The 22042-nt window shown below is 68.9% G+C and carries 20 protein-coding genes and 1 tRNA gene; 13 read left to right on the top strand and 8 right to left on the bottom strand.

Annotated features, from left to right (window positions below):
- The first annotated feature begins 79 nt into the window (after positions 1-79).
- On the top strand, positions 80-610 hold the full coding sequence (locus I7X12_RS14675; RefSeq protein ID WP_198060805.1) for a 50S ribosomal protein L16: 531 nt from the start codon (positions 80-82) through the stop codon (positions 608-610).
- A gap of 141 nt (positions 611-751) precedes the next feature.
- Positions 752-1615 carry an ATP-grasp domain-containing protein gene (locus I7X12_RS14670; RefSeq protein WP_198060804.1) on the top strand — a complete coding sequence of 288 codons (864 nt, stop codon included), beginning with the start codon at positions 752-754 and terminating at the stop codon, positions 1613-1615.
- Between the two features lie 6 nt (positions 1616-1621).
- On the opposite strand, the gene I7X12_RS14665 is transcribed toward I7X12_RS14670, so the two are convergent.
- Complete coding sequence (locus tag I7X12_RS14665; RefSeq protein WP_198060803.1) at positions 1622-2128, bottom strand: macro domain-containing protein; 507 nt, start codon at positions 2126-2128, stop codon at positions 1622-1624.
- Positions 2129-2230: 102 nt separating this feature from the next.
- On the opposite strand from I7X12_RS14665, the gene I7X12_RS14660 reads away from it, so the two are divergent.
- Positions 2231-2305: transfer RNA gene (locus I7X12_RS14660), tRNA-Ile, on the top strand.
- A 57-nt stretch (positions 2306-2362) separates the two neighbouring features.
- Here I7X12_RS14660 and I7X12_RS14655 read toward each other — a convergent pair.
- The 3 genes from I7X12_RS14655 to gcvT form a co-directional block, all read right to left on the bottom strand.
- A complete protein-coding gene (locus tag I7X12_RS14655) occupies positions 2363-2725 on the bottom strand; it encodes a hypothetical protein (RefSeq protein WP_198060802.1) in 363 nt (120 codons plus the stop codon).
- Positions 2726-3032: 307 nt separating this feature from the next.
- Positions 3033-3416: a glycine cleavage system protein GcvH gene (gene gcvH, locus I7X12_RS14650; protein WP_198060801.1), complete on the bottom strand. Its 384-nt coding sequence runs from the start codon at positions 3414-3416 to the stop codon at positions 3033-3035.
- Positions 3413-4507, bottom strand: a complete 1095-nt coding sequence (gene gcvT, locus I7X12_RS14645; protein ID WP_198060800.1) for a glycine cleavage system aminomethyltransferase GcvT — start codon at positions 4505-4507, stop codon at positions 3413-3415. Before gcvT ends, gcvH begins: the two co-directional genes overlap by 4 nt.
- 357 nt (positions 4508-4864) lie before the next feature.
- Between gcvT and I7X12_RS14640 the strand changes: the two genes are divergently transcribed.
- Positions 4865-7450 carry an efflux RND transporter permease subunit gene (locus I7X12_RS14640; RefSeq protein ID WP_198060799.1) on the top strand — a complete coding sequence of 862 codons (2586 nt, stop codon included), beginning with the start codon at positions 4865-4867 and terminating at the stop codon, positions 7448-7450.
- Positions 7451-7512: 62 nt separating this feature from the next.
- On the opposite strand, the gene I7X12_RS14635 is transcribed toward I7X12_RS14640, so the two are convergent.
- Complete coding sequence (locus tag I7X12_RS14635; protein WP_198060798.1) at positions 7513-9012, bottom strand: aryl-sulfate sulfotransferase; 1500 nt, start codon at positions 9010-9012, stop codon at positions 7513-7515.
- Positions 9013-9118: 106 nt separating this feature from the next.
- Positions 9119-9964 (bottom strand): ATP-binding cassette domain-containing protein, encoded by an 846-nt coding sequence (locus I7X12_RS14630; protein WP_198060797.1) that lies wholly within the window; start codon positions 9962-9964, stop codon positions 9119-9121.
- Positions 9965-10052: 88 nt separating this feature from the next.
- Between I7X12_RS14630 and I7X12_RS14625 the strand changes: the two genes are divergently transcribed.
- The 8 genes from I7X12_RS14625 (at position 10053) to I7X12_RS14590 (ending at position 20151) form a co-directional block, all read left to right on the top strand.
- Complete coding sequence (locus tag I7X12_RS14625; RefSeq protein WP_232342854.1) at positions 10053-10577, top strand: NYN domain-containing protein; 525 nt, start codon at positions 10053-10055, stop codon at positions 10575-10577.
- A gap of 279 nt (positions 10578-10856) precedes the next feature.
- Positions 10857-11711, top strand: a complete 855-nt coding sequence (locus tag I7X12_RS14620; protein ID WP_198060796.1) for a CAP domain-containing protein — start codon at positions 10857-10859, stop codon at positions 11709-11711.
- 95 nt (positions 11712-11806) lie between these two features.
- Positions 11807-12655, top strand: a complete 849-nt coding sequence (locus I7X12_RS14615) for a TatD family hydrolase (RefSeq protein ID WP_198060795.1) — start codon at positions 11807-11809, stop codon at positions 12653-12655.
- A 39-nt stretch (positions 12656-12694) separates the two neighbouring features.
- A complete protein-coding gene (locus I7X12_RS14610; RefSeq protein ID WP_198060794.1) occupies positions 12695-12916 on the top strand; it encodes a hypothetical protein in 222 nt (73 codons plus the stop codon).
- 456 nt (positions 12917-13372) lie between these two features.
- Positions 13373-13954 (top strand): DUF2150 family protein, encoded by a 582-nt coding sequence (locus I7X12_RS14605; protein WP_198060793.1) that lies wholly within the window; start codon positions 13373-13375, stop codon positions 13952-13954.
- 143 nt (positions 13955-14097) lie between these two features.
- Positions 14098-17841 carry a PKD domain-containing protein gene (locus I7X12_RS14600; protein ID WP_198060792.1) on the top strand — a complete coding sequence of 1248 codons (3744 nt, stop codon included), beginning with the start codon at positions 14098-14100 and terminating at the stop codon, positions 17839-17841.
- A gap of 95 nt (positions 17842-17936) precedes the next feature.
- Positions 17937-19283 carry a hydroxymethylglutaryl-CoA synthase gene (gene hmgB / locus I7X12_RS14595; protein ID WP_198060791.1) on the top strand — a complete coding sequence of 449 codons (1347 nt, stop codon included), beginning with the start codon at positions 17937-17939 and terminating at the stop codon, positions 19281-19283.
- A 76-nt stretch (positions 19284-19359) separates the two neighbouring features.
- Positions 19360-20151 (top strand): DUF7504 family protein, encoded by a 792-nt coding sequence (locus I7X12_RS14590; protein WP_198060790.1) that lies wholly within the window; start codon positions 19360-19362, stop codon positions 20149-20151.
- On the opposite strand, the gene I7X12_RS14585 is transcribed toward I7X12_RS14590, so the two are convergent.
- Together I7X12_RS14585 and I7X12_RS14580 are read right to left on the bottom strand one after the other, a co-directional pair.
- Positions 20136-20552 (bottom strand): HIT domain-containing protein, encoded by a 417-nt coding sequence (locus tag I7X12_RS14585; RefSeq protein WP_198060789.1) that lies wholly within the window; start codon positions 20550-20552, stop codon positions 20136-20138. The two genes, I7X12_RS14590 and I7X12_RS14585, sit on opposite strands and share 16 nt — an antisense overlap.
- A gap of 222 nt (positions 20553-20774) precedes the next feature.
- A complete protein-coding gene (locus I7X12_RS14580) occupies positions 20775-21185 on the bottom strand; it encodes a hypothetical protein (protein WP_198060788.1) in 411 nt (136 codons plus the stop codon).
- 149 nt (positions 21186-21334) lie between these two features.
- On the opposite strand from I7X12_RS14580, the gene nth reads away from it, so the two are divergent.
- A complete protein-coding gene (gene nth / locus I7X12_RS14575; protein WP_198060787.1) occupies positions 21335-22024 on the top strand; it encodes an endonuclease III in 690 nt (229 codons plus the stop codon).
- Positions 22025-22042 lie beyond the last annotated feature (18 nt).

The raw sequence follows: 22042 nt of genomic DNA, 5'->3' as shown, positions 1-22042 counted from the left end.
GTCAGTGCCAGGCGTTCTCACGGGGTCGGGCGGGTTCGAAGGCTTTATCCACGCGCTCGGACTCGTTTACGGCAAGAATATGTCGGACAAACCTGCCTCGATGTACCGGGACATCGACAAGCCCGCGTACACCCGACGGGAGTACATCACGGGTATTCCCGGTTCGAAGATCGCACAGCACCAGATGGGCGACAAGAACACCGAGGGCGACGACTACCCCGTGCAGATCTCGCTCATCGTCGAGGAGTCGGTCCAGCTGCGCCACGGTTCGATGGAGGCCTCCCGCCTCTCGGCCAACCGCCACCTGATCAAAGAGCTCGGCGAGGGCAACTACAAGATGGTCCTCCGGAAGTTCCCCCACCAGGTCATCCGAGAGAACAAGCAGGCGACCGGTGCCGGGGCCGACCGTGTCTCCGACGGCATGCGCCAGGCGTTCGGCAAGATCGTCGGTACCGCCGCGCGCATCCAGGCCGGCGAGCGCCTGTTCACCGCCTACTGCGACGTCGACCAGGCCGAGGAAGTCAAGGAAGCCTACCGCCGCGCGTACAACAAGATCACCCCGCCTTGCCGCATCAAGGTCGAACGCGGCGAAGAGCTGCTGATCGCCTGAGGCGTCCTTCCTCTCGGTTTTCCCGTCGGGTACTGACGAGTTCGGGCGAGTTCGTCGACTCACGACCGGCGTGTCGGCGACACCGACGCGTGCGACCGCTGGGGCGGAGGTGCTAAGTGGGACTGATCACTACGGGCGGGCATGCTCCGGCTGGCGGTCGCGACGAACGCCGAAACGTACGAGCGGATACAGGAGCCGCTCGCGGACCGCGACATCGCGGTCGAGCACGTCCGCTCGCGCGAACGGACAGTCGCCCTCAGCGACCCGCCCTGGGAGGACTTCGACGCCGGGTTCGTCTTCCCGCCGCGGCTGATGGAGGGCGGTGTCGCCGACGCCGCGCTGGGCGTCCCGTGGGTCAACGACCGCGAGTGCATCCTCCGCTCGCGCAACAAAGCGGGCGTGATCGCTCGCCTGGCCGCCGCCGACGTACCGGTCCCAGAGACGGTGATGGTGTCGAACCCCGTCGACGAATCGGAACTCGTCGACGCCTTCGAGCGGCTGGACCCGCCCGTGGTCGTCAAACCCAACTCCACCACCCGGGGCGTCGGCGTCGCGAAGGCGGGCGACCTGGATTCGCTGCTGGGTGTCGTCGACTACCTCGACCTGGTCCACGACTTCCAGGCCACGGGGGACAAGTCCTTCCTCGTCCAGGAGTACCTGCCCGACGCGACCGACTACCGGGTGATGGTGCTCGACGGCGAGTACGTCGGCGCGGTCGAGCGACGCCTCCCCGACGAGGCGCTCGCGGCCGGCCAGTGGAAGCACAACGTCCACCGCGGCGCCGAGGCCAGCCGCGTCGACCTCGATCCCGACCTCCGGGCGCTGGCCGAGCGGACGGCCGACGTACTGGAGGTCCCCTTCCTCGGCGTCGACCTGCTCGTCACCGACGACCGCGCGGTGGTAAACGAGACCAACGCCCGCCCCACGGTCGACGACGCCGAGAAGTACGTCGACGGCTTCTGGGACGACCTGGCCGACCTGGTCCGGCGGACGGCCGGCGAGTAGCCGATTTCACTCCCGCACGTCCGCGGCGACCCGCTCCAGTTCGGCGAACTCTTCGTCCGAGTAGGCGACGACGCGAGCGTCCGAGAGCGTCTCGGCCTCGTACTCGGCGACGGTCTCACAGACGATCCGCGCCCCATCGGCGAACTCGAAGCCGGCGGCGCCGGTGCCGAGGACGGGGAGGACGACCGACTCGCAGCCGAGGTCGTCGGCGGCGGCCAGCGCGTTGCGCGTCGCGTCGGCGATCGATCGCTCGGTCGCGCGCCCGTCGCCGTAGTGGGGCATCGCGGCCGCGTGGATCACGTGTTCGGCGTCGAGACCGTACGGGTCCGTCACGGCCGCGGCGCCCAGCTCGACCGGCCCCTTCGAGATCGCTTCCTCGTTGATCGGCCCGCTCGCGGCCCGCCGGAGCGCACCGGCGACGCCGCTGCCCATCCGCAGGCTCGTCCCCGCCGCGTTGACCAGCGCGTCGGCCGACTGCTCGGCGATGTCCCCCTGAACGATGTCGAACTCCATGTTCGACGGTCCGGGCGCGAGCGGCTAAAAGGCGTTCCCGGGCCCGCTGAGCGCGCGAACCCGGTAGGCTAAAGGGCGACCGCCCGGAACCGCTAGACGCGAGGGCCTGTATCTCAGTCTGGTTAGAGAGAGCGGCTCATAACCGCTTCGTCCCTGGTTCAAATCCGGGCGGGCCCACTCCAGTTTAAAAGATCGCGGCTGTCACCGATCGTTCCGACGGTCGATCCGTCGAACTTACTTGTACGACTCCCCGGGTGCCTCGGCGGCGGCTTCCTCCAGTCGGATCCGGACCTCCCCCTCGGAGCCGGCGAGCGACAGGGAATCCTCGTTCTCGTCGTAGGTCGCGATCCCCGCGGATTCCAGCGCGGGAATGTGCTCCTCGACGAGTTCGGCGCGTACCGTGTCGAGGGTGATCGCGTCCATCGTCTCGCCGTCGCTGGCGGCCTTGAACCGGGCGGCCTCGTTGACCAGCAACACCATGCCGCGTTCGCCGTCCGACTCGTCGAGCAGCGCCCGGACGACCAGCCGAGCGAGCGGGTGGTCGAGCCCGTCGTCGCGGTCCCGCGACAGGCGACCGTCCTCTTGCGATCCGTCCATGCGGGAGATGAGCGACGACAGGTAATAACGATATCTGCCGAAAATCCTCGAAAGACGGACGGTCTGGCCGAACGCCGTTTCGAGTCGCACTCGACTGTGGCAGGTTCGCGTCGACCTGTCACCGAACCCCGCGTTCGGACGCTGGCGACCCGCGAGCCATCGGCTCGACCGCACCGCCCTCGTCGGAGACGGCCCGCCCCACGGATTCGGTATCGCGAAAGAGGGTTTACCGCGTCGGCTTCGGGCGAGAGACTCGCGCCGCTGTCGGGAGCGAAGGACTTCGAGTCGAGTGGCAAAATCGGACGATTCAGGCGATCTGGTCGCGGTACTCGTCGGTCGACAGCAGGTCGTCGAGTTCGGACTCGTCGCTCAGTTCGACCTCGATCAGCCAGCCGTCTCCGTAGGGGGCTTCGTTGATCAGTTCCGGCCGGTCGACGAGATCGTCGTTGACGGCGGTGACGGTCCCACCGAGCGGGGCGTAGATGTCCGAGACGGCTTTGATCGACTCGACGACGCCGAAGTCCTCGCCCGCGGCCACCTCGTCGCCCTCGCCCGGGAGGTCGACGAAGACCACGTCGCCGAGTTCGTCCTGTGCGAACTCGGAGATACCGATGCGTGCGCTGGCGTCGTCGACCCGCGCCCACTCGTGAGAGTCGAGATAGCGCAGGTCCGATGGAACGTCGAAGCTCATCTATCGAGGAATGGGGTCGCAGTGGTACGTGCTTTCTTCGGTTCGCCCCGCACCTCGACGCGGACCGACTCGTCGAGTCCGACTTCGACGGGGAGATAGGCCAACCCGATCCCCCGTCCGAGCGTCGGGCTCATCGTCCCGCTGGTGATCTCGCCGAGGCCGTCGCCGTCGGTGGCCGTGACGGGGTACCCCTCCCGGGGGACGCCCCGGTCGACCAGTTCGATCCCCCGGAGTCTCTCGTCGACGCCTTCCACCGCCGCGCCCTCCAGCGCATCACGACCGACGAACTCGGTGTCCAGGTCGACGGCGAAGCCGATACCCGCCTCGTAGGGGTTGCGGGGGTCGTCCTCGGGGTCGAAGTCCTGCCCCGAGAGCAGAAACCCCATCTCCAGACGGAGGGTGTCCCGCGCGCCGAGGCCGCAGGGCTGGCACTCGAGCGCCGACCAGACCGCCTCGGCCTCGTCCCAGGGGTAGACCAGTTCGTAGCCGGGCTCGCCGGTGTAGCCGGTCCGGGATATCAGCGTCTCGACGCCCGCGACCGCCCCGACCGCCGTCTCGAACCGACCCAGTTCCCCGAGGTCGGCGTCGGTCTCGGCGGCGAGCAGGTCACGGGCCTCGCGACCCTGGAGCGCGACCATGGCGAACGACTCCGTGCGGTTGTCCACCGTCGCGTCGAGTTCCCAGGCGTCGCGGTGGTCGATCCAGCGGTCGGTCGTCTCGTCGTCGTGGCCGGCGTTGGGGACCACGAGGTAGTCGGCCTCGACCGACCACGCCTCGGGTGGACGGTAGACGACGGTGTCGTCGAGCATCGCGCCGCGGTCGTCGGTGATCGCGGCGTAGTTCGACTCGCCGGGGTCGAGGTCGGCCACGTCGTTCGTCACCAGCCGGTTGGTGAGTCGGCGGGCGCCCGGGCCGCTCACGGTTAGCTGTCCCATGTGGGACACGTCGAAACGCCCGACCGACTCACGGACCGCCTCGTGTTCCGTCCGGATGGAGTCGAACTCGACGGGCATCTCCCACCCGCCGAACTCGGTGAGCGTCGCGCCCGCGTCCTCGTGAACCGCCGCGAGCGGCGGCCGTCTGAGCGTCATACCCCGATTTCCGCCCGCCAGCGACGTAACGTTGTCGTCGCTCGCGCCGACCCCGGCGTCTGACGCCCTCAACCGAATAGCGCTATATCGAATACCGTCTCGTCCGACACACACCCGCGCCCGGACCTCGCGACTATCACGGCCGTGACTGACACGCACCGAACGGCCGCGACCGGGCGGTTGCCGGTCGGTTTCGCACAGTTTCCGACCCGGAAACTCTGTTCCCCTTTATATGTCCTGTCCGGCTGTCGTGTCGAACGCGATGGTTCCCGAACCGCCTTCACGTCGAAGCGCCCTCCCGCCCGGCCAACACAGACCGCCGGGCGGCGCACCGCAGGCGTCCGCGGAGGTGACGCCGTGAGTCGCCTCGACCGCCCGTTCCGGTTCGTCACCGAGCACAACCTGGTCGTGCTCCTGCTCATGCTGCTGGTGACCGGCGGCGTCGTCGCCGGGATCGGCCAGTTGGAGACCCAGAGTCGGATGAACGGCTCCAGCGCGGTCGGCGACACGGAGGTCGCCCAGAAGCTCGACTACATCCGGGCGAACTACGGCACGAACGACAGCGAGTCGAACGGGACCGCGGTCAGCCCCGCACCCGTCTACGTCCGCAGCGACGACAACGCTCTCTCGAAGGCCGCACTGCTGGACTCGCTGGAGTTCCAGCAACGGGCGCTCGAAAACGAGTCCGTCGCAGCGGCCCTCGGCGACCGCGAGCCGACGGGCGTCGCGAACCTCGTCGCGAAACGGCTCGCGGGGAGTTCCGACGCCGCCCTCGACGACCAGATCGCCGCGCTCGAGTCGTCGAGCGCGAGCGAACTCGAGCGGGTCGTCGAGGAGACGCTCGCCGAGGGGTCGCAGGCGACGGCGCTGCTCCCGAGCGACTACGAGCCCGGGACGGCGACCGCGGAGAGCCACCGTGTGCTGTTCCGCTTCGAGAGCGCCGACGCCGGCGACGCCGCGGCCGAGCGCCGCACCGCGGCGACTGCGGCGCTGTACGAGGCCAGTCAGGACCGCTCGGGCCCAGAGTACTTCACGCTCGGCGAGCACGCGGTCGCCGAATCGAACGCCAACTACAGCCAGCAGATGATCGAGCTGATCCTCCCGATCGCGCTGCTGGCCATCCTGTCGGTGCTCGCGTTCTCCTACCGGGATCTGGTCGACGTGATCGTCGGGTTCACCGGCGTCGTGCTCTCGGTGCTGTGGATGTTCGGCATCCTCGGCTGGATGGGCATCCCCGCCGGGTTCACGCTCATCATCGGTCCGGTCCTCATCGTCGGTCTCAGCGTCGACTACGGGTTGCACGTGTTCATGCGCTACCGCGAGGAGCGCGAGGCGCGGAGCGCCTCGGCTGACCGAACGGGGAGCGAAGCGACCCGTGAGGAGCGCGATGAGAGCGAGGAGATCCGCGAGCCGATGGCCCGTGGGCTCTCCTCGGTGGCCGTCGCACTGAGCCTGGTGACGCTGACCGCCGCGGTCGGGTTCATGTCGAACGTCACCAACGAGTTCGCACTCATCAGAGAGCTGTCGATCGGTATCACGCTGGGCGTCGTCTCGACGTTCGTCGTCTCGCTGACGCTCGTCCCGGCGCTGAAGATCACCGTCGACCGCCTGCTCGAACGCGTCGGGCTCGACCGCCGCAAGCAGCCCCTCGGCGAGACGCGCCTGCTCGAACCGTTCCTCGGCAGTGGCGTCCGCCTCGCGAAGCGCGCCGCGCCCGTCGTGATCGTCCTCGCGCTGGTCGCAGGGTCGGCCGGCGCCGTCGCGTGGACGGATCTCGACCGCCAATCCGTCCAGCAGAACCAGAACGACGTCGCCGACTGGAAGCAGAACCTCCCCGGGCCCCTGGCCTGGGAGACGAGCGAGTTCGATAGCCTCGCCGACTACGTCGACGAGCACTACCGCGCCGCCGACGAGGACGCGCGCAGTCGCTCGCAGGTGCTGCTCGAGGGCGACGTGACTTCACCGGCCGCGCTCGCCGCCGTGGAGTCGATCGGCGACCGCGCGGCCGAGGAGCCGGCGGTGTTCCAGCGGTCGGGCTCGGTCCCGCTGCGCTCGCCGCTGTCGGTCGTGCAGTCGGTCGCCGCCGAAGACGACGAGTTCGCAAGCGCGCTCGCCGAGGCCGACACCGACGGCGACGGCGTCCCCGACCGGAACGTCGAGGGGGTCTACGACGCGCTCTACGCCGCCGCACCCGAGCAGGCCAGCCAGGTGGTCGAGCGAGGAGGCGGTGAGTACCGGTCGCTGCGCGTCGTGGTCCCGATCGGCGGGAGCGCGACTATCACCGGGCAGGCCGACGCCATGCGAGCCGTCGCCGGGAGCGTGAGCGCCGACGGTGTCGACGCAACCGCAGTCGGCGTCGGGACGCTCAACGAGGCCGAACTCGCCCAGACCACGGACAGCATCCTGACGACCCTGGTCGTCGCGCTGGCGGCCGTCGGGCTCCTGTTGACGCTGATCTACCGGTTCGCGACCGGAAGCGCGACGCTCGGCGTGGTCACGGCCGTCCCCATCGTCCTCGTGACCGCGCTGGTCGTCGGCGCGATGTACCTGCTCGCCATCCCGCTGACGCTGTTGACCTCGCTGTTGCTCAGCCTGGTCATCGGCCTGGGCATCGACTACAATATCCACGTCAGCGACCGGTTCGCCCAGGAACTGGAGCGCGGGCAGACGGTCACCGGCGCGCTGCGGACCGCGGTGACCGGCACCGGCGGCGCGCTGCTGGGCAGCACGCTCACCTCCGTCGGCGCCTTCAGCGCACTGCTGCTCCACCCCCATCCGCAGATCACGAGCTTCGGGGCGCTCGTCGTCGTCGCGCTCTCGCTGTCGTTCGTCGTCGCCGTGTTCGTCCTCCCCAGCCTGCTGTTAGTGTGGGCCGACTACGGCAGCGTCGACGCGGTCCGCAGTGAATCGCCGGCACGCGACGGCCCGATGGCCCAGGACTGACCGGCCGGCGTCCCGGGTCCCCGCCCGTCTCCCGTTCAGTTCGGGCCCGTTCCCCGTTCAGTTCAGTCCCGCCGCAGGCGCGCGACCGCGCCGACGACCGCCGCGACGACCGCGACGACCGCGAGGACGGCCCCGAGCGGCGTCGGGCCCGAACCCGACGTGGGCGTCCCGAGCACGCTGTCGCCGTTCGAACCCGACTCGGTGTCGGCGCCGTCACCGCCGTCGCCGTCGTCGGTATCGTCGCCGTCGGCGCCGTCGCTCCCGTCAGCGCCCGAGGACGTGTCGTCACTGCCGTCGCCCTCGGTCGCAGTCGGTGACCCCCCGACGGCGCCCAGGTCCTCCTCGGGGATCAGCCGGGTGCTCTCGAACCCGGTGAGGTAGTCGTAACAGGCCTCGATGTCGGCGGTGTCGAAGTCGGCGGCGCCGGTCGACTCGACGACGCCGCCCTGGCCGGCGTCAGCCATCGTCGGTCCGCTGGACTCGTCGCCGGTGCCGATCCGCTCCACGTCGTAGGGCTGCCACGGCGAGTACACCTCCCAGACGACCTCGCCGTCGGGCGTCACCTCGACGATGCGGTGGGCCCGGCGGTCGGCGATCAGCGTGTTGCCGTTGGGCAGTCGGTCGGCGTCGCGGGGTTCGCTCAGCCGGCCGCCCCGGACGACCCACGTCCGGTTCCACGAATCGCCCTCGCGCTCGTACTCGACGACGCGGTCGTTGAGGCTGTCGGCGACGATAACGGTCGCCGACCCGTCCTCACTGGCGATAAAGTCGGGATTGTGCTGCTCGTGGAGGATCGACGTGTCGTCGTCCGCTCCGAGTTGCCAGACGAGTTCCTTCGTGTCGCGGTCGATGGCGACCACCGTGTCGAAGTTGCGGACCGAGACCATGACGACGCCGTCGCGGATCTGCTCGACGTCGTTGTTGTGGGTCCAGTCTTCGCCGAACTCGCCGCCGCCAGACTTCGGATAGTGCTCGCTGTAGTTGGCGAAGTAGTACTCCCAGGTGACCGCCTCCCGGGTGAGGTTGTAGATCAACACGCGGTCCTCGCCGTCCTGGCTCATGTCGTTCATGAGCAGTTCGTCGCCGTTGATCAGGTCCACGTCGTGGGTGTCGTAGACGTTCTCGAAGCGGCGTTCCGAGACGTGCTCGCCCGTCTCGGGGTCGATCTCCTCGATCAGCGTGTCGCGGTTGTCGGTCGTCGCCTGCAGGACGTTGCCGTTGTCGAGCACGTCGATATCGTAGCTCCACCAGCGGCCGGCCGCCGTGTCGTTGTGGACGCCGACGATCGAGCCGTTCGGCCGGGCGCCGACGACCATCGCCGAGGTCTTGCCGCCGCCGCGGGCGCCCTGGATCGAGAACAGGGTCGTCCGGTCGGGCGTTCGTTCGATCGTGCCGACACAGGGGTTCGACGCTCCCTGGAAGCCAGTCGCCCCGATACCGATACCGGGCGTCGCGCCCGCGCCGGAGCGGTCGCCGACGGCCGCGACGCCGCCGGTGGCGCCGGCGACCGGGACCACCAGCAGGAGCGCGACCAACAGGGTAGAGAGGACGGTTCTGCGCATCTGCCACGAGTATCGACCGAGGTAGTTAATTCGGTTACGACTCCCGGTGGGGTCGCCACCGACCGCTCCGGTGGCTCCGATACCGCCGCGGCGACCCGAGAGACCGCTACGGCGACCCGCCGTAGAACTCGACCAGCCGTCGCGTGTGCGGATGACTCGGCTCGTCGAGCAGCCGCTCGGTCGGCCCGACCTCGACCACGTGCCCGTCGTGCAGGACCGCGAGTCGGTCCGCGAGCGCGGCCAGCGCAGGTAGCTCGGTCCCGAGGGCGACGATCGTCGGAAGGGGTCCGGGGGCGACCCCCTCGGTTCCGTCGGCGTCGGTGTCGGCCGCGGCGACCGATTCGAACCTGTCGAGGCGGTCGCCGCGAGCGAGGTGGCCGATCGCGGCCCGACAGTCGTCGACGACCAGCACTGCGGGGGCGGCCAGCGCCGCACGGGCGAGGGCCGCCAGCGCCAGTGTGGCGGCGTTCAGTTCCCGTGACCGCGCGTCGAGCACGCGGTCCGGGTCGAGGCCGAGCGCCGAGAGCAGTCGCTCCGCCCGCGCTTCGTCCGTTCCAGTCGCACGGAGCACCGGGCGGAACTGTCCGCGGAGCGTGGAGGTGGCGTCGAACCCGTCGCCATCGCCGGTGACGACCGTGACCGCCTCGCGGCGGAACCGTTCGCGCTCGTCGTCGGCGAGGTCGAAGACCGAGACGGGGTCGCCGCCACTGGGGCGGTAGCTGACCGACCCCGAGACCTGCGCGGGGGCCGAGATCCCGTCGACAAGCGCCTGCGCCAGCGTCGTCTTCCCGCTCGCGCCCTCGCCGACGACCGCCAGTCGCTCGCCGCGCTCGACGGCCAGATCCAGTCGGTCGAGCACCTCGGCGCTCCCGTACGCGACCGAGAGGCGTTCGACGGTGAGGACCGGGTCGTCCGGTTCGTTCCCGGGTGCGTCGAGGGGTGAGCCGTCCATCGTTGCGACGTTGGGGCCTCACCACTCTATGGGTTGTGGCGGTCCCCCGAAGCGTCACGCCTATACTCGGCGATGGGGAATCGCGGGTATGAGCAGGTTGGGACGGCTGTTGGGCGGCGGCGAGTCGGCCGGCGCGGACGACCCGAGCGACGGGAACGCCACAGGCCCGACCAGGACCGACCGCGACGCTCGCGGGCACGACCAGCCGCGGGTGGGGCTGTTCGTCGACGGACCGAACGTCCTGCGCGACGAGTTCGACGTGGACCTCGACGACGTGCGGGCCGCCGCCGAGCGGTACGGCCACCTCGCGTTCGGCCGCCTCTACCTGAACGAGAACGCGCCGGCGGGGCTCATCCAGGCGGCGGAGGCGCGGGGGTTCGAGGTGGTCTCGACCAGCGGCGACGTGGACGTGAAACTGGGCGTCGACGCGACGGCGGCGACCGTCGAGGAGGCCATCGACGTGCTCGTCGTCGCCTCACGGGATACGGACTTCAAACCGGTGCTAGAGGCGGCCGCCGAACGCGGCCTGGCGACTATCGCCGTCGCACCCGGCGAACACGGTCGGTCGGACGCGCTGCGCAACACCGCCCACGAGTCGATCACGCTGGACTAGAGGTCGCCGGTTCGGTGTCAGGGGACCCGTCCCACGGTACAACAGTTAACTCACCGGGGACGGATCCGTCGGTATGCGCAGGATCGACGGCCGAAAACTCGCGGTCGGACTGGTGGCGGCGCTACTGGTCGGACTCCTCCTGGGATACGCCCTCGCGACGGTCCTCTGACCCGTGCGGTCGCCCCACCGCGTCGGCTGGACCGCTCGCGGGCCGGTCGCGCGTACAAGCGGTGATAATCGGGGCCGAGTCTTTAACCGGGCGAGCGGGAATCGTCGGACATGCTCCGGATAGACGGGCGCGTGCTCGCTGCGTCCGTGCTCGGCGTCTTCATCGTCGGCGCCGTCCTCGGGTTCGCGGTCGGCGGCGGGAGCGGCCAGCCCGGTGGCCCGGCGGCGCCCACCGACGCCGCCCCGAGCGACGAGGCCGCACCGACTCCTGCGCCGGCGCCGGTTCCGACGGCGACGCTCACCGCGACCGGTACGGCGACGACCACGGGGACCGACGTCCCGACGCTGACGCCGACGCGGACGGCTGCGACGACGGCGGTACCGAGACCGACGGTAACGACCGAGCCGACGCCCACCGCGACGCGGACACCGATACTGATCCGGCGGGTCGACACCGAGCGGATCGAAGGGCACCTCCGACAGCTCATAAACGACTGGCGCGAGCGCCGAGGGCTCGACCCGTTCACCAATCGCCGCGGGACGGTCGTGCGGAAACTCGACCGGATGGCCGCGGCCCACAGCGTCGACATGGCCGACGTCGGCGAGACGATCCATCGGATCGACAACCGCTCCAGCGCCGGTCGCTATCGCGCCGCCGACCTCTTCGAGACCTGCCAGTTCAAGAAGCGCGGCGACGAGTACATCGTGACGCCGACTCGCAACCGCCTGGAACTCCTGGGCAAGACCTACGCCGGGACGACCTACCGCGGACCGAACGGCCCCCGGTACAACGAGAACGAGTCGATGGTCGCCCAGTCAATCTTCGAGAACTGGCGGACGACCTCGGTGTTCCGCGAACGCCTCGCCTACGCCAACGCCACCCGGATCGGCATCGGTATCGAGACCACCGACAAGAACGAGGTGTACGTGACCGGTAACCTCTGTGGCGTCTACGGGTCGGACTGACTACGAGGCGGCTACTGACCGACGGCGCGACGACCGCGGATCGCCGACGCGACGACAGCGATCGGTTTTTGCGAGCGCACACCGGAGCCACGGACATGAACGCCGAGATCGACGGTCCGGTCCTCGACGACCACATGCACCTAGACCCCGTCCACGGCCGCGGCGTCGACGCCGCCCGCGAGTTCGCCGACGGCGGCGGCACGCACCTGCTCGTCGTCAACAAACCCTCCTGGCACCTGCTCGACTCGCTGCCCGAGAACGCCGCGGACTTCCGCGAGGTGTTCGATCTGACCGTCGACGTCGTCGAACGGGCGAGCGAAGAACTGCCGGGACGGGCCTGGCCCGTGCTGGGCGTCCACCCCGGCCTGGTGTCCCAGCTCGTCGACGACGGGACGGACCCCGAGGCGGCCCGCGACCTGATGCAGGTCGGGCTCGACACCGCCGCGGAGTACGTCGCCGACGGGCCGGCGCTGGCGCTGAAGTCCGGGCGCCCCCACTACGAGGTGAGCGACGCGGTGTGGGACGCCTCCAACGACGTGATGAAACACGGGTTCGAACTGGCCGCCGAGTCCGAGTGTGCGATCCAGTTGCACGCAGAGAGCAGCGAGGACTTCACCGACGTCGCCGAATGGGCCCGAGACCGAGGACTCGACCCCGAGCGCGTCGTCAAACACTACTCTGGCGGCCGCCTGGCGGGGATCACCAAGAGCGTCATCTCCCACAAGGACGAACTAGAACTCGCTATCGACGAGGGCGAGCCGTTCATGATGGAGACGGACTTCGTCGACGACCCAGACCGTCCGGGCGCGGTGCTTGGCGTCGGCACGGTCCCCTCGCGGGTGCGCTGGCTCCGCGAACAGGGCTACGACGAGGCCATCGAGCGCGCGCACGTCGACACGCCCGCGGCGGTGTACGGTATCGATACTCAGGCGACGCTGGGCTGAGTCAGTAGCTTTTCCATCCGCTGAGTCGAACGTCGACGCATGCAGGACCACCGCTGTCCCGACTGCGGCGTCTCGATGGAGGAAGTCGAGTTCGGCATGAGCGACGCCTGGAACCCCCACGTCAGGACCGGTGACAAGCGCGAGGGCCTGCTCGGCAAGCTCGGGATGAGCGAAACGGCGGACGTGACCACGCTGATGTGCCCCGAGTGCGGGCTGTTGCGGTTCTACGCCGACATCGAAGACGACGCGGAGAGTTACTGAGGTCGGTCGCGGTACGGTGGCGGCGCGGTGGCGGCGCGGTAGCGGCGCGGTGGCGGCGCGGTGGCGGCGCGGTGGCGGCGCGGTGGCGGTGCGGTGGCGGCGCGGTGGCGGTGCGGTGGCGGCGCGGTGGCGGCGCGGTAGCGGCGCGGTGGCGGCGCGGTAGCGGCGCGGTAGCGGCGCAGTACGGTCTGGTGGCCGGGAGCGCGTGCCCGCGCTCTTGCGCGGGTCGCGCGACTCGGGGAAGGGCAGGCTCGCTGAAGCGGCGGTCCCCGAGCATCCGGCGCCCTCGGCGCCGGTTCTCCGGACGCGAGCGAACGGAGTGAGCGAGTCGTCCGGCTTTTTTCGCCCACGTTTTTTGACCGGGGGTGCCCGCAGCGCGCCCCCGGCGCGCGAGGACACCCCCGGCGAAAAAAGGTGGGTCGAAAGCCATATGACCGGAGCGACGAACGACGTTGTATGAGCAATCAGCCGGGGGAGTACTACACGCCCGAACGCTGGCAGAACTGGCTGGACAGGATCGACGAGGAGGACCTCGAACCCGAGGACGACGACACCGCGCAGCTGCTCTGGAACATGCAGGACGACACGGCGATCGCCGTCGTCAAGGTCGTCTCCGACTTCGAGGAGGGCGTCCTCGACGAAGAGGAGGCCCTCTCGGAGATCGAAGACATGCGCGAGGTCGTCCTCGCCGAACCGGAGTTCGAGGACGAACAGGCGCTGATGCTCGTCGACAGCGTCCAGACTTCCCTGGTCTGTGTCTTCTACGCCGCCGAGGAGTTCGTCGTCGGCGGCACCGCCGAAGACGCACCTATCGGCGAGTACGTCGGCGCCGCGGCCGACGCCGAGGCCGAAGAGGATCTAGATACCGCGCTGTCCTACTGCGTCCAGGCGGGGACGCTCGTCGTCGACGGCGCCGAGTTCGACCCGTCGATGGCCGAAGAGGTCGAACCCGGGCTCGTCGTCCAGTGGGTCAACGGGCTCGACAGCCTCCAGACGGCGATGAAAGACCCCGAAGTCGTCGAAGAAGACGACGAGTAGCCGTTCCCCCGACAGTGTCGTCCTCGCCGTCGCGGCCCGCGCGGCCGCCGTCGGCCGACCCCGGCTCGATGGGTGAGCGGCCGTTATCACGGTGGAAAATCGGGGACACAGGTTTTTGCACGGTGAGGGGGTAGTCCGGCGACATGGAGCCGTGGGACGACAGGGGCCAGTCCATCCAGATCGGGGCCGTCCTGATCTTCGCGGCGCTGATCCTCCTGTTGTCGCTGTACCAGGCGACGATCGTCCCACAGCAGAACGAACAGGTCGAGTTCGACCACAGCCAGCAGGTCCGGGGCGACCTGCTCGATCTTCGCAACGCCGTCACGTCGACGGTCGGCGAGTCGGCGAGTCGGTCCGTGTCGATCCAGTTGGGGACGACCTATCCCTCGCGAGTGCTGGCGGTGAACCCGCCGCCTGTGTCGGGGTTGCTGCGGACGGCGGGGACCGCCGACGGCGACGTGAACTTCACGCTCTCGAACGCCGTGGCGCTGGACAACGAGACGGACGACTTCTGGGACGGCTCGGCGGACTCCGGAGGCCGCTACCAGACCGGTTCGCTCGTCTACCGGCCGAGCTACAACGAGTACGGCCAGCCGCCGCGGACGGTGTACGACTCGACGGTGTTGTACGACAACTTCACCTTCGAGGGGGCGACCATCGCGCGCAGCGGTCAGACGCTGATCGACGGGTCGACGATCTCGCTGGTGGCGCTGAACGGCTCGCTGCAGCAGTCGTCGTCGGGTGCGGCCTCGGTGGACGTACGCCCGAAGAGCGCGTCGAGCACGACGGTCGCAGTGAGGGACAGTGCCGCAGGTAACATCACGATCCGGACGGCGACGCGACTCCCGAACTCGACGTGGACGGAACTGCTGGCGGACGAGGCGAACGTCACCGGCTGGGAGACGAGCCCGCTGTCCGTCGACGGCTTTCGGACGGTCGAGATCGAGCTGGTCCCGGGCACCTACGAGTTGCGGATGGCGAAGGCCGGTGTCGGGACGCGGGTGACCGATACGGACGCAGCGTACATGACCGACGTAGCTGCCGACGGGTCGACGGTGCCCGAGGACGGGTCGGTTCGGCTGACCCTCGAAGTACGTGACGCGTACAACAACCCCGTCGCGGGAGTCAACGTGACGGGTGAGTCTCAGGAGGTGGCCAACGGGACGCTCAACGAGACCGAAGTGGCGACCGGCGACGACGGGCGGGCGACGTTCCAGTTCGAGGCGGAGTCGGTGAACACGTCGGCGGACGTACCCGTCGAGTTCAACTTCACGCTTCCTGATTCGTCGCCGACGCCGTTCGACCCCGACGACCCCGAGGACGTCGAGGTCGTCGTCAGGGTCCAGAACACGCAGGTCCCCGAAGGGTCTGGCGGCGGTGGCGGCGCGGGGTACTCGCTGGAGTGGACCGACGCCGGGACGGTGCCGGGACCGACGACGGGCACCAGCAGCGAGGTCTGTGCGACCGGATCCGGCGTCGACCCCTGTAGCGTGGTGATGCAGTCGGAGACGAGCGACGCGCAGATCGGCGCACCGGTCGGGTTCGGGTCGAACGACACGGCGCTCGTCCGAGTGCTCGACCGAGCAAACGCGACGACGTCCGACGGGACCGCGCGGACGACGGTCCGGTTCGAGCGGGCGGAGGGCAACGCGACGCTGTGGACCCAGAGCGCAGGTGCCAACGCCACGCGGATCGTTTCGACGCCGTCGTACTCCAGTTTCGACAGCGATCTCGGCGAGTGGGGAGAGTTCGGGTCTTTCCAGGGCACCGGGGTGTCCCGCACCAGTGGTGAGTCGAACAGCGGGGACGCGGTCGTACTCCCGGGCGGTAACGACGGCGGGATCGTCACGACCGGCTACGACACCACCGATGCGGAGCTAGTCGTCTTCCAGTACTGGATCAAAGAGAGCGATACGGGTGACGTCGGCGACGGTAACGGCGATATCTCCGTCGAGTACCGCGACAGCGGTGGTGACTGGGTCACGGTCGACAGCCAGGCTCTGACTGGGACCTCACCCGGTGCGCTGCGGACCGTCCGCCTCGGGAGTGGGGCGATCCACGACGACCTGGCGATCCGGTTCGAGCAGACCAACGCCGACACCGCCAACGACGAGTGGGTGATCGACGACCCGCAGATCTCGGTAATCGGTGAGGCGGTCGGTGGCGGAGGGCCGGGCGGCGGCGGCAACCAGCCGCCTTCGGCGTCGTTCACGGTGTCGGATTCGAACCCCGACGTCGGTCAGACGGTCACCTTCGACGCGAGCGGACCCAGTGGGTCCAACGACCCCGATGGGTCGATCGTGAGCTACAACTGGGACTTCGGTGACGGAGCGACCGACTCCGGGTCGACCCCCACTCACGCGTACGGGTCCACCGGGAGTTACACCGTGACGTTGACTGCCACCGACGACGACGGAGCGACCGACACCGCGACGCAGACGGTTTCGGTGGGGACCAGTAACCAGCCGCCGACTGCCGACGCCGGCCCCGACGAGACCGTCGAGGAGGGGAACAGCGTCGGACTTGACGGCACCGGTAGCACCGACAGCGACGGGACGGTCACGGGGTACGCCTGGACGATCACGAGCGGTCAGGGGTCGCTCTCGGACGCGAACACGGAGACGCCGACGTACAACGCTCCGGCGGACGTGAGCGGCGACCAGTCGGTGACCGTCGAACTGGAAGTGACCGACGACGACGGTGCGACCGACACGGACACGCTGACGATAACCGTCGAGGACGTCGCTGGGCAGGCTATCCAGTTCTCGAACATCCAGGGCTTCACGGCCGATCCGTCGGCCAACGAGTTCACGCTCGACCAGGTGCAGGTCCAGGACGCGGATAGCGACGACGACCTGGATCGGATCGAGTACGTCGTCACCGACGGTGACGGGAACACGGTGGCGACGCGGACGGTGACGGGGATCGGGCCGGCCCAGTACCAGCCGAGCGGGACGCCGGCGGTCACGATCGCCGCGGACGACCCGGTGGTCGGCGGGGAGACGTACACGCTCACCGCGACCGCCTACGACGCGGACGGAAACTCGGCGAGTCGGAGCCGCTCGGATACGACGTCGACGCCCACCGCGACCACGGTCACGCCGACGGCGTTCAACGACCGCGACAACGACAACCCCGAGACGGGTGAGTCCGAGGCGCTCCCGCCCGGTCCGGACGAGTCCGGAGACCTGGCGAACTTCGCCAACCTCGCGAGCGAAGACGGTTCGACCGCGACCATCGAGGACGGTGGACAGACGACCAACGTCGGGCTCGAACTGTACGGGATCACGACGACGGCCGACGACTACCGGGTCGAGATCGGCTACACCAAGGAGGGGTACAGCGGCGCAGGGACGATGGACGTGGTCCTCGTCGACGCTCAGGGCACGGAACTCCAGCGCGAGTCGCTACGCAACACCGGCGAGCCCGAGGAACTGGCCTTTACCGTCAACGACGCGGCGGAGGCGGCCATCGCCGACACCGGCTCGGTCTTCCTCGTCTTCGAGAAGACCGGTGGGGGCTACGCGCGAACGTCCGTCGACTACGTCCGGGCGACGGCGCTCACCGACGGCAACGCCCGCGACGGCGGCCCGCCGTCCGCCACGGTCACGTCGGTGACCACCGGCAACTGCAACAACGGCAACGGTGGCGGCTACTGCGTCTCCTGGGACGGTTCGGACCCCAACGGAGACTTCACCGAAGTGACGACCATCATCGAGGACGCCAGCGGGACCGACCTCTCGACGGAGACGACCACGTTCGGTCCCACCGGGAGCAACACGGGCGACCAGCGCCACACCGGCGTCGGCGGCTCGGCCGCGCAGGTCCGGGTCATCGCCCGCGACGCCAACGGCAACGAACTGGTGTTCACGCGACCGATACCTTGACCGACGCCTCGCCGGTGGCCCCGACGCAACGCCATTCGACACGCGTCGATACACTAGTCGACAGGCACTTGTAGGAGACTCACGGAGTTCGAGTCATGACATCCGTCGGTATCGACGCCGTGGAGATCCGGACGGGGAAGCTACGGCTGGACCTGCCGGAGACGTTCGCGCCGGCGCAGGGCGACGACCCCGGGAAGTACACGAAGGGGCTGGGGCTGACGGCCAGTTCGTTCCCGGACGTCTACGAGGACATCGTGACGATGGGGGCCAACGCGGCCCACGACCTGATGGAGCGCAAGGGGCTCCAGCCGGAGGACATCGGCCGCATCGACGTGGCGACGGAGTCGGCGTTCGACAACTCCAAGCCGGTCTCGACGTACATCGCGGGCTGTCTCGAACAGGTGTACGAGGGCGACTTCCACCACGCCAACAAGGGCGAGCGCAAGTTCGCCTGCATCTCGGGTACCCAGAGTCTCGACGACGCGTACAACTGGATCCGGGCGGGGCGCAACCGCGGCCGCTCGGCGCTGGTGATCGCCACCGACACCGCGCTGTACGCCCGCGACGACCCCGGCGAGGCCACCCAGGGCGCCGGCGCCGTCGCCCTGCTCGTCAGCGAGGATCCCGACGTGGTCGAGCTGTCCACCGAGCAGGGCTACGGCAGCGCCGACGAGACGGACTTCCTCAAGCCCCAGCAGCAGTTCCCGAGCGTCGACGGCAAGCGGTCGGTGCAGGTGTACCTCGCGCGGATGCGCGAGGCCGTCAAGGACTTCGAGTCCGTCGCGGGGAAGATCCACCCCGACGACGCGGCGCTGATCCCCTTCCACACGCCGTTCCCGGGGATGGTCCGCAAGGCCGCCGCGCTCGCGTTCCGCCACGTCAGCCGCGGCACCGAGATCGAGGAGGAACTCGCGCCGGAGATCGGCCGCCAGCCCCGCCGCGAGGCCTTCGACAGCGAGGAGGCGTTCCGCGAGGCCGCCGCCGACTACACCGACGAGCTGACCGACACCGACACGTATCGCGAGTGGTACGCCGAGACCGTCGAGCCCACCCTCACCGTCTCCCGCGAGGTCGGCAACTGGTACACCGGCTCGGTCCACGTCGCCCGTCTCTCCGGGCTGAAAGCCGCCTACGAGGACGACATCGACATGACCGGCGAGACGCTGCTCGTCGGGTCGTACGGGTCGGGCGCCCAGGCGGAGATCCACGCCGAGACCGTCCAGCCCGGCTGGGCCGACGAGATCGAAGCCATCGACGTCGACGAGCAGCTGGCGGCCCGCTACGAGCTGAGCTTCGAGGAGTACGAGGACGTCCACGACGTGCACAACCACGACGAGGACGCCGGCGCCGCCGACGTGGACCAGTTCACCGCGCCCGAATCGGAGTTCGTCTTCGACGGCTGGGGTCGGATGGGCGAGCGCAAGTACACCTACGTGGAGTGATCGACTGAGAGCGACGGAGTGGCTCCCGGAATCGAGGCCCCGCAGTTTGATAGTGCTCAGGCCGAAACGGGTAGCCGTGAGCAACTGGCTGTTCCCGGACCGCGACGAGGTGGCGGACCCGGCGGGTGACGCGGTCGATCCCGCGGACCCGGAGGTGGACCCGACGGCGGGCGACCTCGACCCGGACGCCGCCGAGGTCGACCCGCTCCGCGCCGACGCCGTCGACCCGGGGACGAGCATTCTGGTGGCCGGACCGGCGATGACCGGCAAGCGGCGGCTGCTGTTCGACCTCGTCGGCGGCTCGGACTCCCGGACCGGCGCCTTCGTGACGACGAAAAAGCCCGCGCGGAAGATGGCCGCCTGGTTCGCCGCAACGCGGCCGGACGACGAAGCCTGGGACCTCTCGGTCGTCGACTGTACCGGAAGCGCCGGTCGCGAGCGCCGGTCGCACACCCCGGAGATCGACGACCTGCGGGTGGTGTCCAGTCCTGGCGACCTGACCGGCGTCGGCATCGAGTTGACGGGCATCCTCCGCGAGTGGCACCACGACGAGGTGGTGGACCCCCGAGTCGGCCTGCACTCGCTGTCGACGCTGCTGATGTACACCGACCTGAAACGGGTCTACCAGTTCCTCCACGTCGTCACGACCCGCGTCGCCAGCGTCGACGGCGTCGGGGTCTACACCCTCGACGTGAGCGCCAGCGGGTCGGCACACGACGCACTCAAACAGCTGTTCGACGCCATGGTCGAAGTCCGACCCGGAGAGGGGGGGGTCGGAGTTTCGGGTTCGAGGGGGCGACTTCGGCCCGCGCTCGTGGACGGGGTTCTGAGGGGCCTGCGTATCGGTTTCGGCTACGATGCTAAGTGATCCCGAACAGTGTCGGCGACCTCCCGCTGGGTCCTTTCGTCGGCGGGTTCGCCGTTCCACCCAAGCGTCACGGTATCGTCACCGTATCGAGGAACGATGTGAACGTGGACGTGATGGACTTCCTGTCCTGCGACGACGCCGTTCGACTGAACGACGTTGCAACCATCAAGCTGGAAGGCCGATTCGAGCGCACCTGCAACGCGGTGAACGGTTCGGAATACCGCTCCGGCGAGCGATTCCGGCATGTCGGTCACAGTCTCGTGGTGTGTTTTCGGGATGACGAGCGTATGCCCGCGTGTACCGGGTTCGATATCGAGGAATGCGAGCGAACGCTCGTCCTCGTACAGCCGATACGCAGGCGAATCCCCGGCGACAATCGAACAGAAAGGGCACTGTGACATGGCTGGTCGGTCCGGCCCCTCAACGTAAAATCCACTGGGTGTGGCCCGTGTGTTCCGCCAGTAGTGTACGGAACTGCGCACTGAGCATCCGCGCGCCGCAGGCGCGCGGTTCACGGGACGCGAACGAAGTGAGCGTCCCGCTTTTTCACCCATGTTTTTGCCGTCCGGGTTCCCGCAGCGCGCCGCAGGCGCGCGAGGAAACCCGGCCGGGAAAAAGATGGTCTAGAAATATTCGTCGACGATATCGCCGAGCGAGTCGGACTCGCGGTCGAAAGTGAAGACGAGGCCGGACCACTCGCGGACGGGGAAGTGGGCGACGACGACGGCGTCGTACCAGCGGACGGTGGCGTCGAGGCCGCCGAAGTCGAACAGCGCGCCCTCCTCGGTGGGGTCGCCGAGTCCTTTCATGACGAGCGTCTCGACGCGCTCGTCGAGTTCGGCCTCGCTGAACTGCGCTTCGATGTCTTCGCGGATATAGACGACCTCGTGGTCGTCGCCGCCGTATCGGACGGCCGCGCGGAGCGCACCCTCGTCGCTCTCCCGGATCTGGTCGACGATCTCTCTTCCCTCGTCACTGGCGTCGGCCAGGTCGGACTCGATGTCGTCGAGTTCCTCGGCGGGGGAGTCTGTCATGTCCGCTTGGATGGCCGCGACGGGCATAAAGCCACCCCGCCGACGCTCCGGACGAGGGTGGCTGCGCCAGGAGCGACGACCCGGCGTGGACCGCCGTTCCGACCGAGACCGAACCACTCAAGCGGGGATCGACCCAGGATCCGCCAACGATGGGCACGCCACTTCCCTCGCGCGCGGAGCAGGCCGAAGAGGTCGTCGACCGGCTCTGGGAGGAGTACCCCGACGCGACCATCTCGCTGAACTTCTCGAACCGACTGGAGCTGCTGGTCGCCGTCGTCCTCTCCGCACAGTGTACCGACGAGCGCGTCAACCAGGAGACCGAAGCCCTCTTCGAAAAGTACCAGTCCGCGGCGGACTACGCCGAGGCGGACGTCGAGGAACTCTCCGAGGACATCGGGTCGATCACCTACCACAACAGCAAGGCCGACTACCTCAAGACCTCCGGGCGGATCATCGCCGAGGAACACGACGGCGAGGTCCCCGACACGATGGAGGAACTGACGGAGCTGAAGGGCGTGGGTCGGAAGACGGCGAACGTCATCCTCCAGCACGGCTACGACCTGGTCGAGGGGATCGTCGTCGACACGCACGTCCAGCGGCTCTCCCGGCGGCTGGGGATCACCGAGGAACGGCGGCCGGAAGCCATCGAGGAGGACCTGCTCCCGGTCGTGCCCGAGGACGAATGGAAGTGGTACACCCACCTGCTGATCAGCCACGGCCGCGCGGTGTGTACGGCGCGCAACCCCGACTGCGGGGAGTGCATGTTGGCGGACATCTGCCCGTCGGCGAAGGGCGACTCCGAGGTCGACCTGGCGAGCGGCGAGCCCTGGGACGCGTGAGTGGTAGCCGGGACCCTG

Origin of the sequence: Halosimplex litoreum (assembly GCF_016065055.1) — an archaeon.
GTDB classification, from domain to species: Archaea; Halobacteriota; Halobacteria; order Halobacteriales; family Haloarculaceae; genus Halosimplex; species Halosimplex litoreum.
This window is presented reverse-complemented; position numbering and strand designations above follow the sequence as displayed.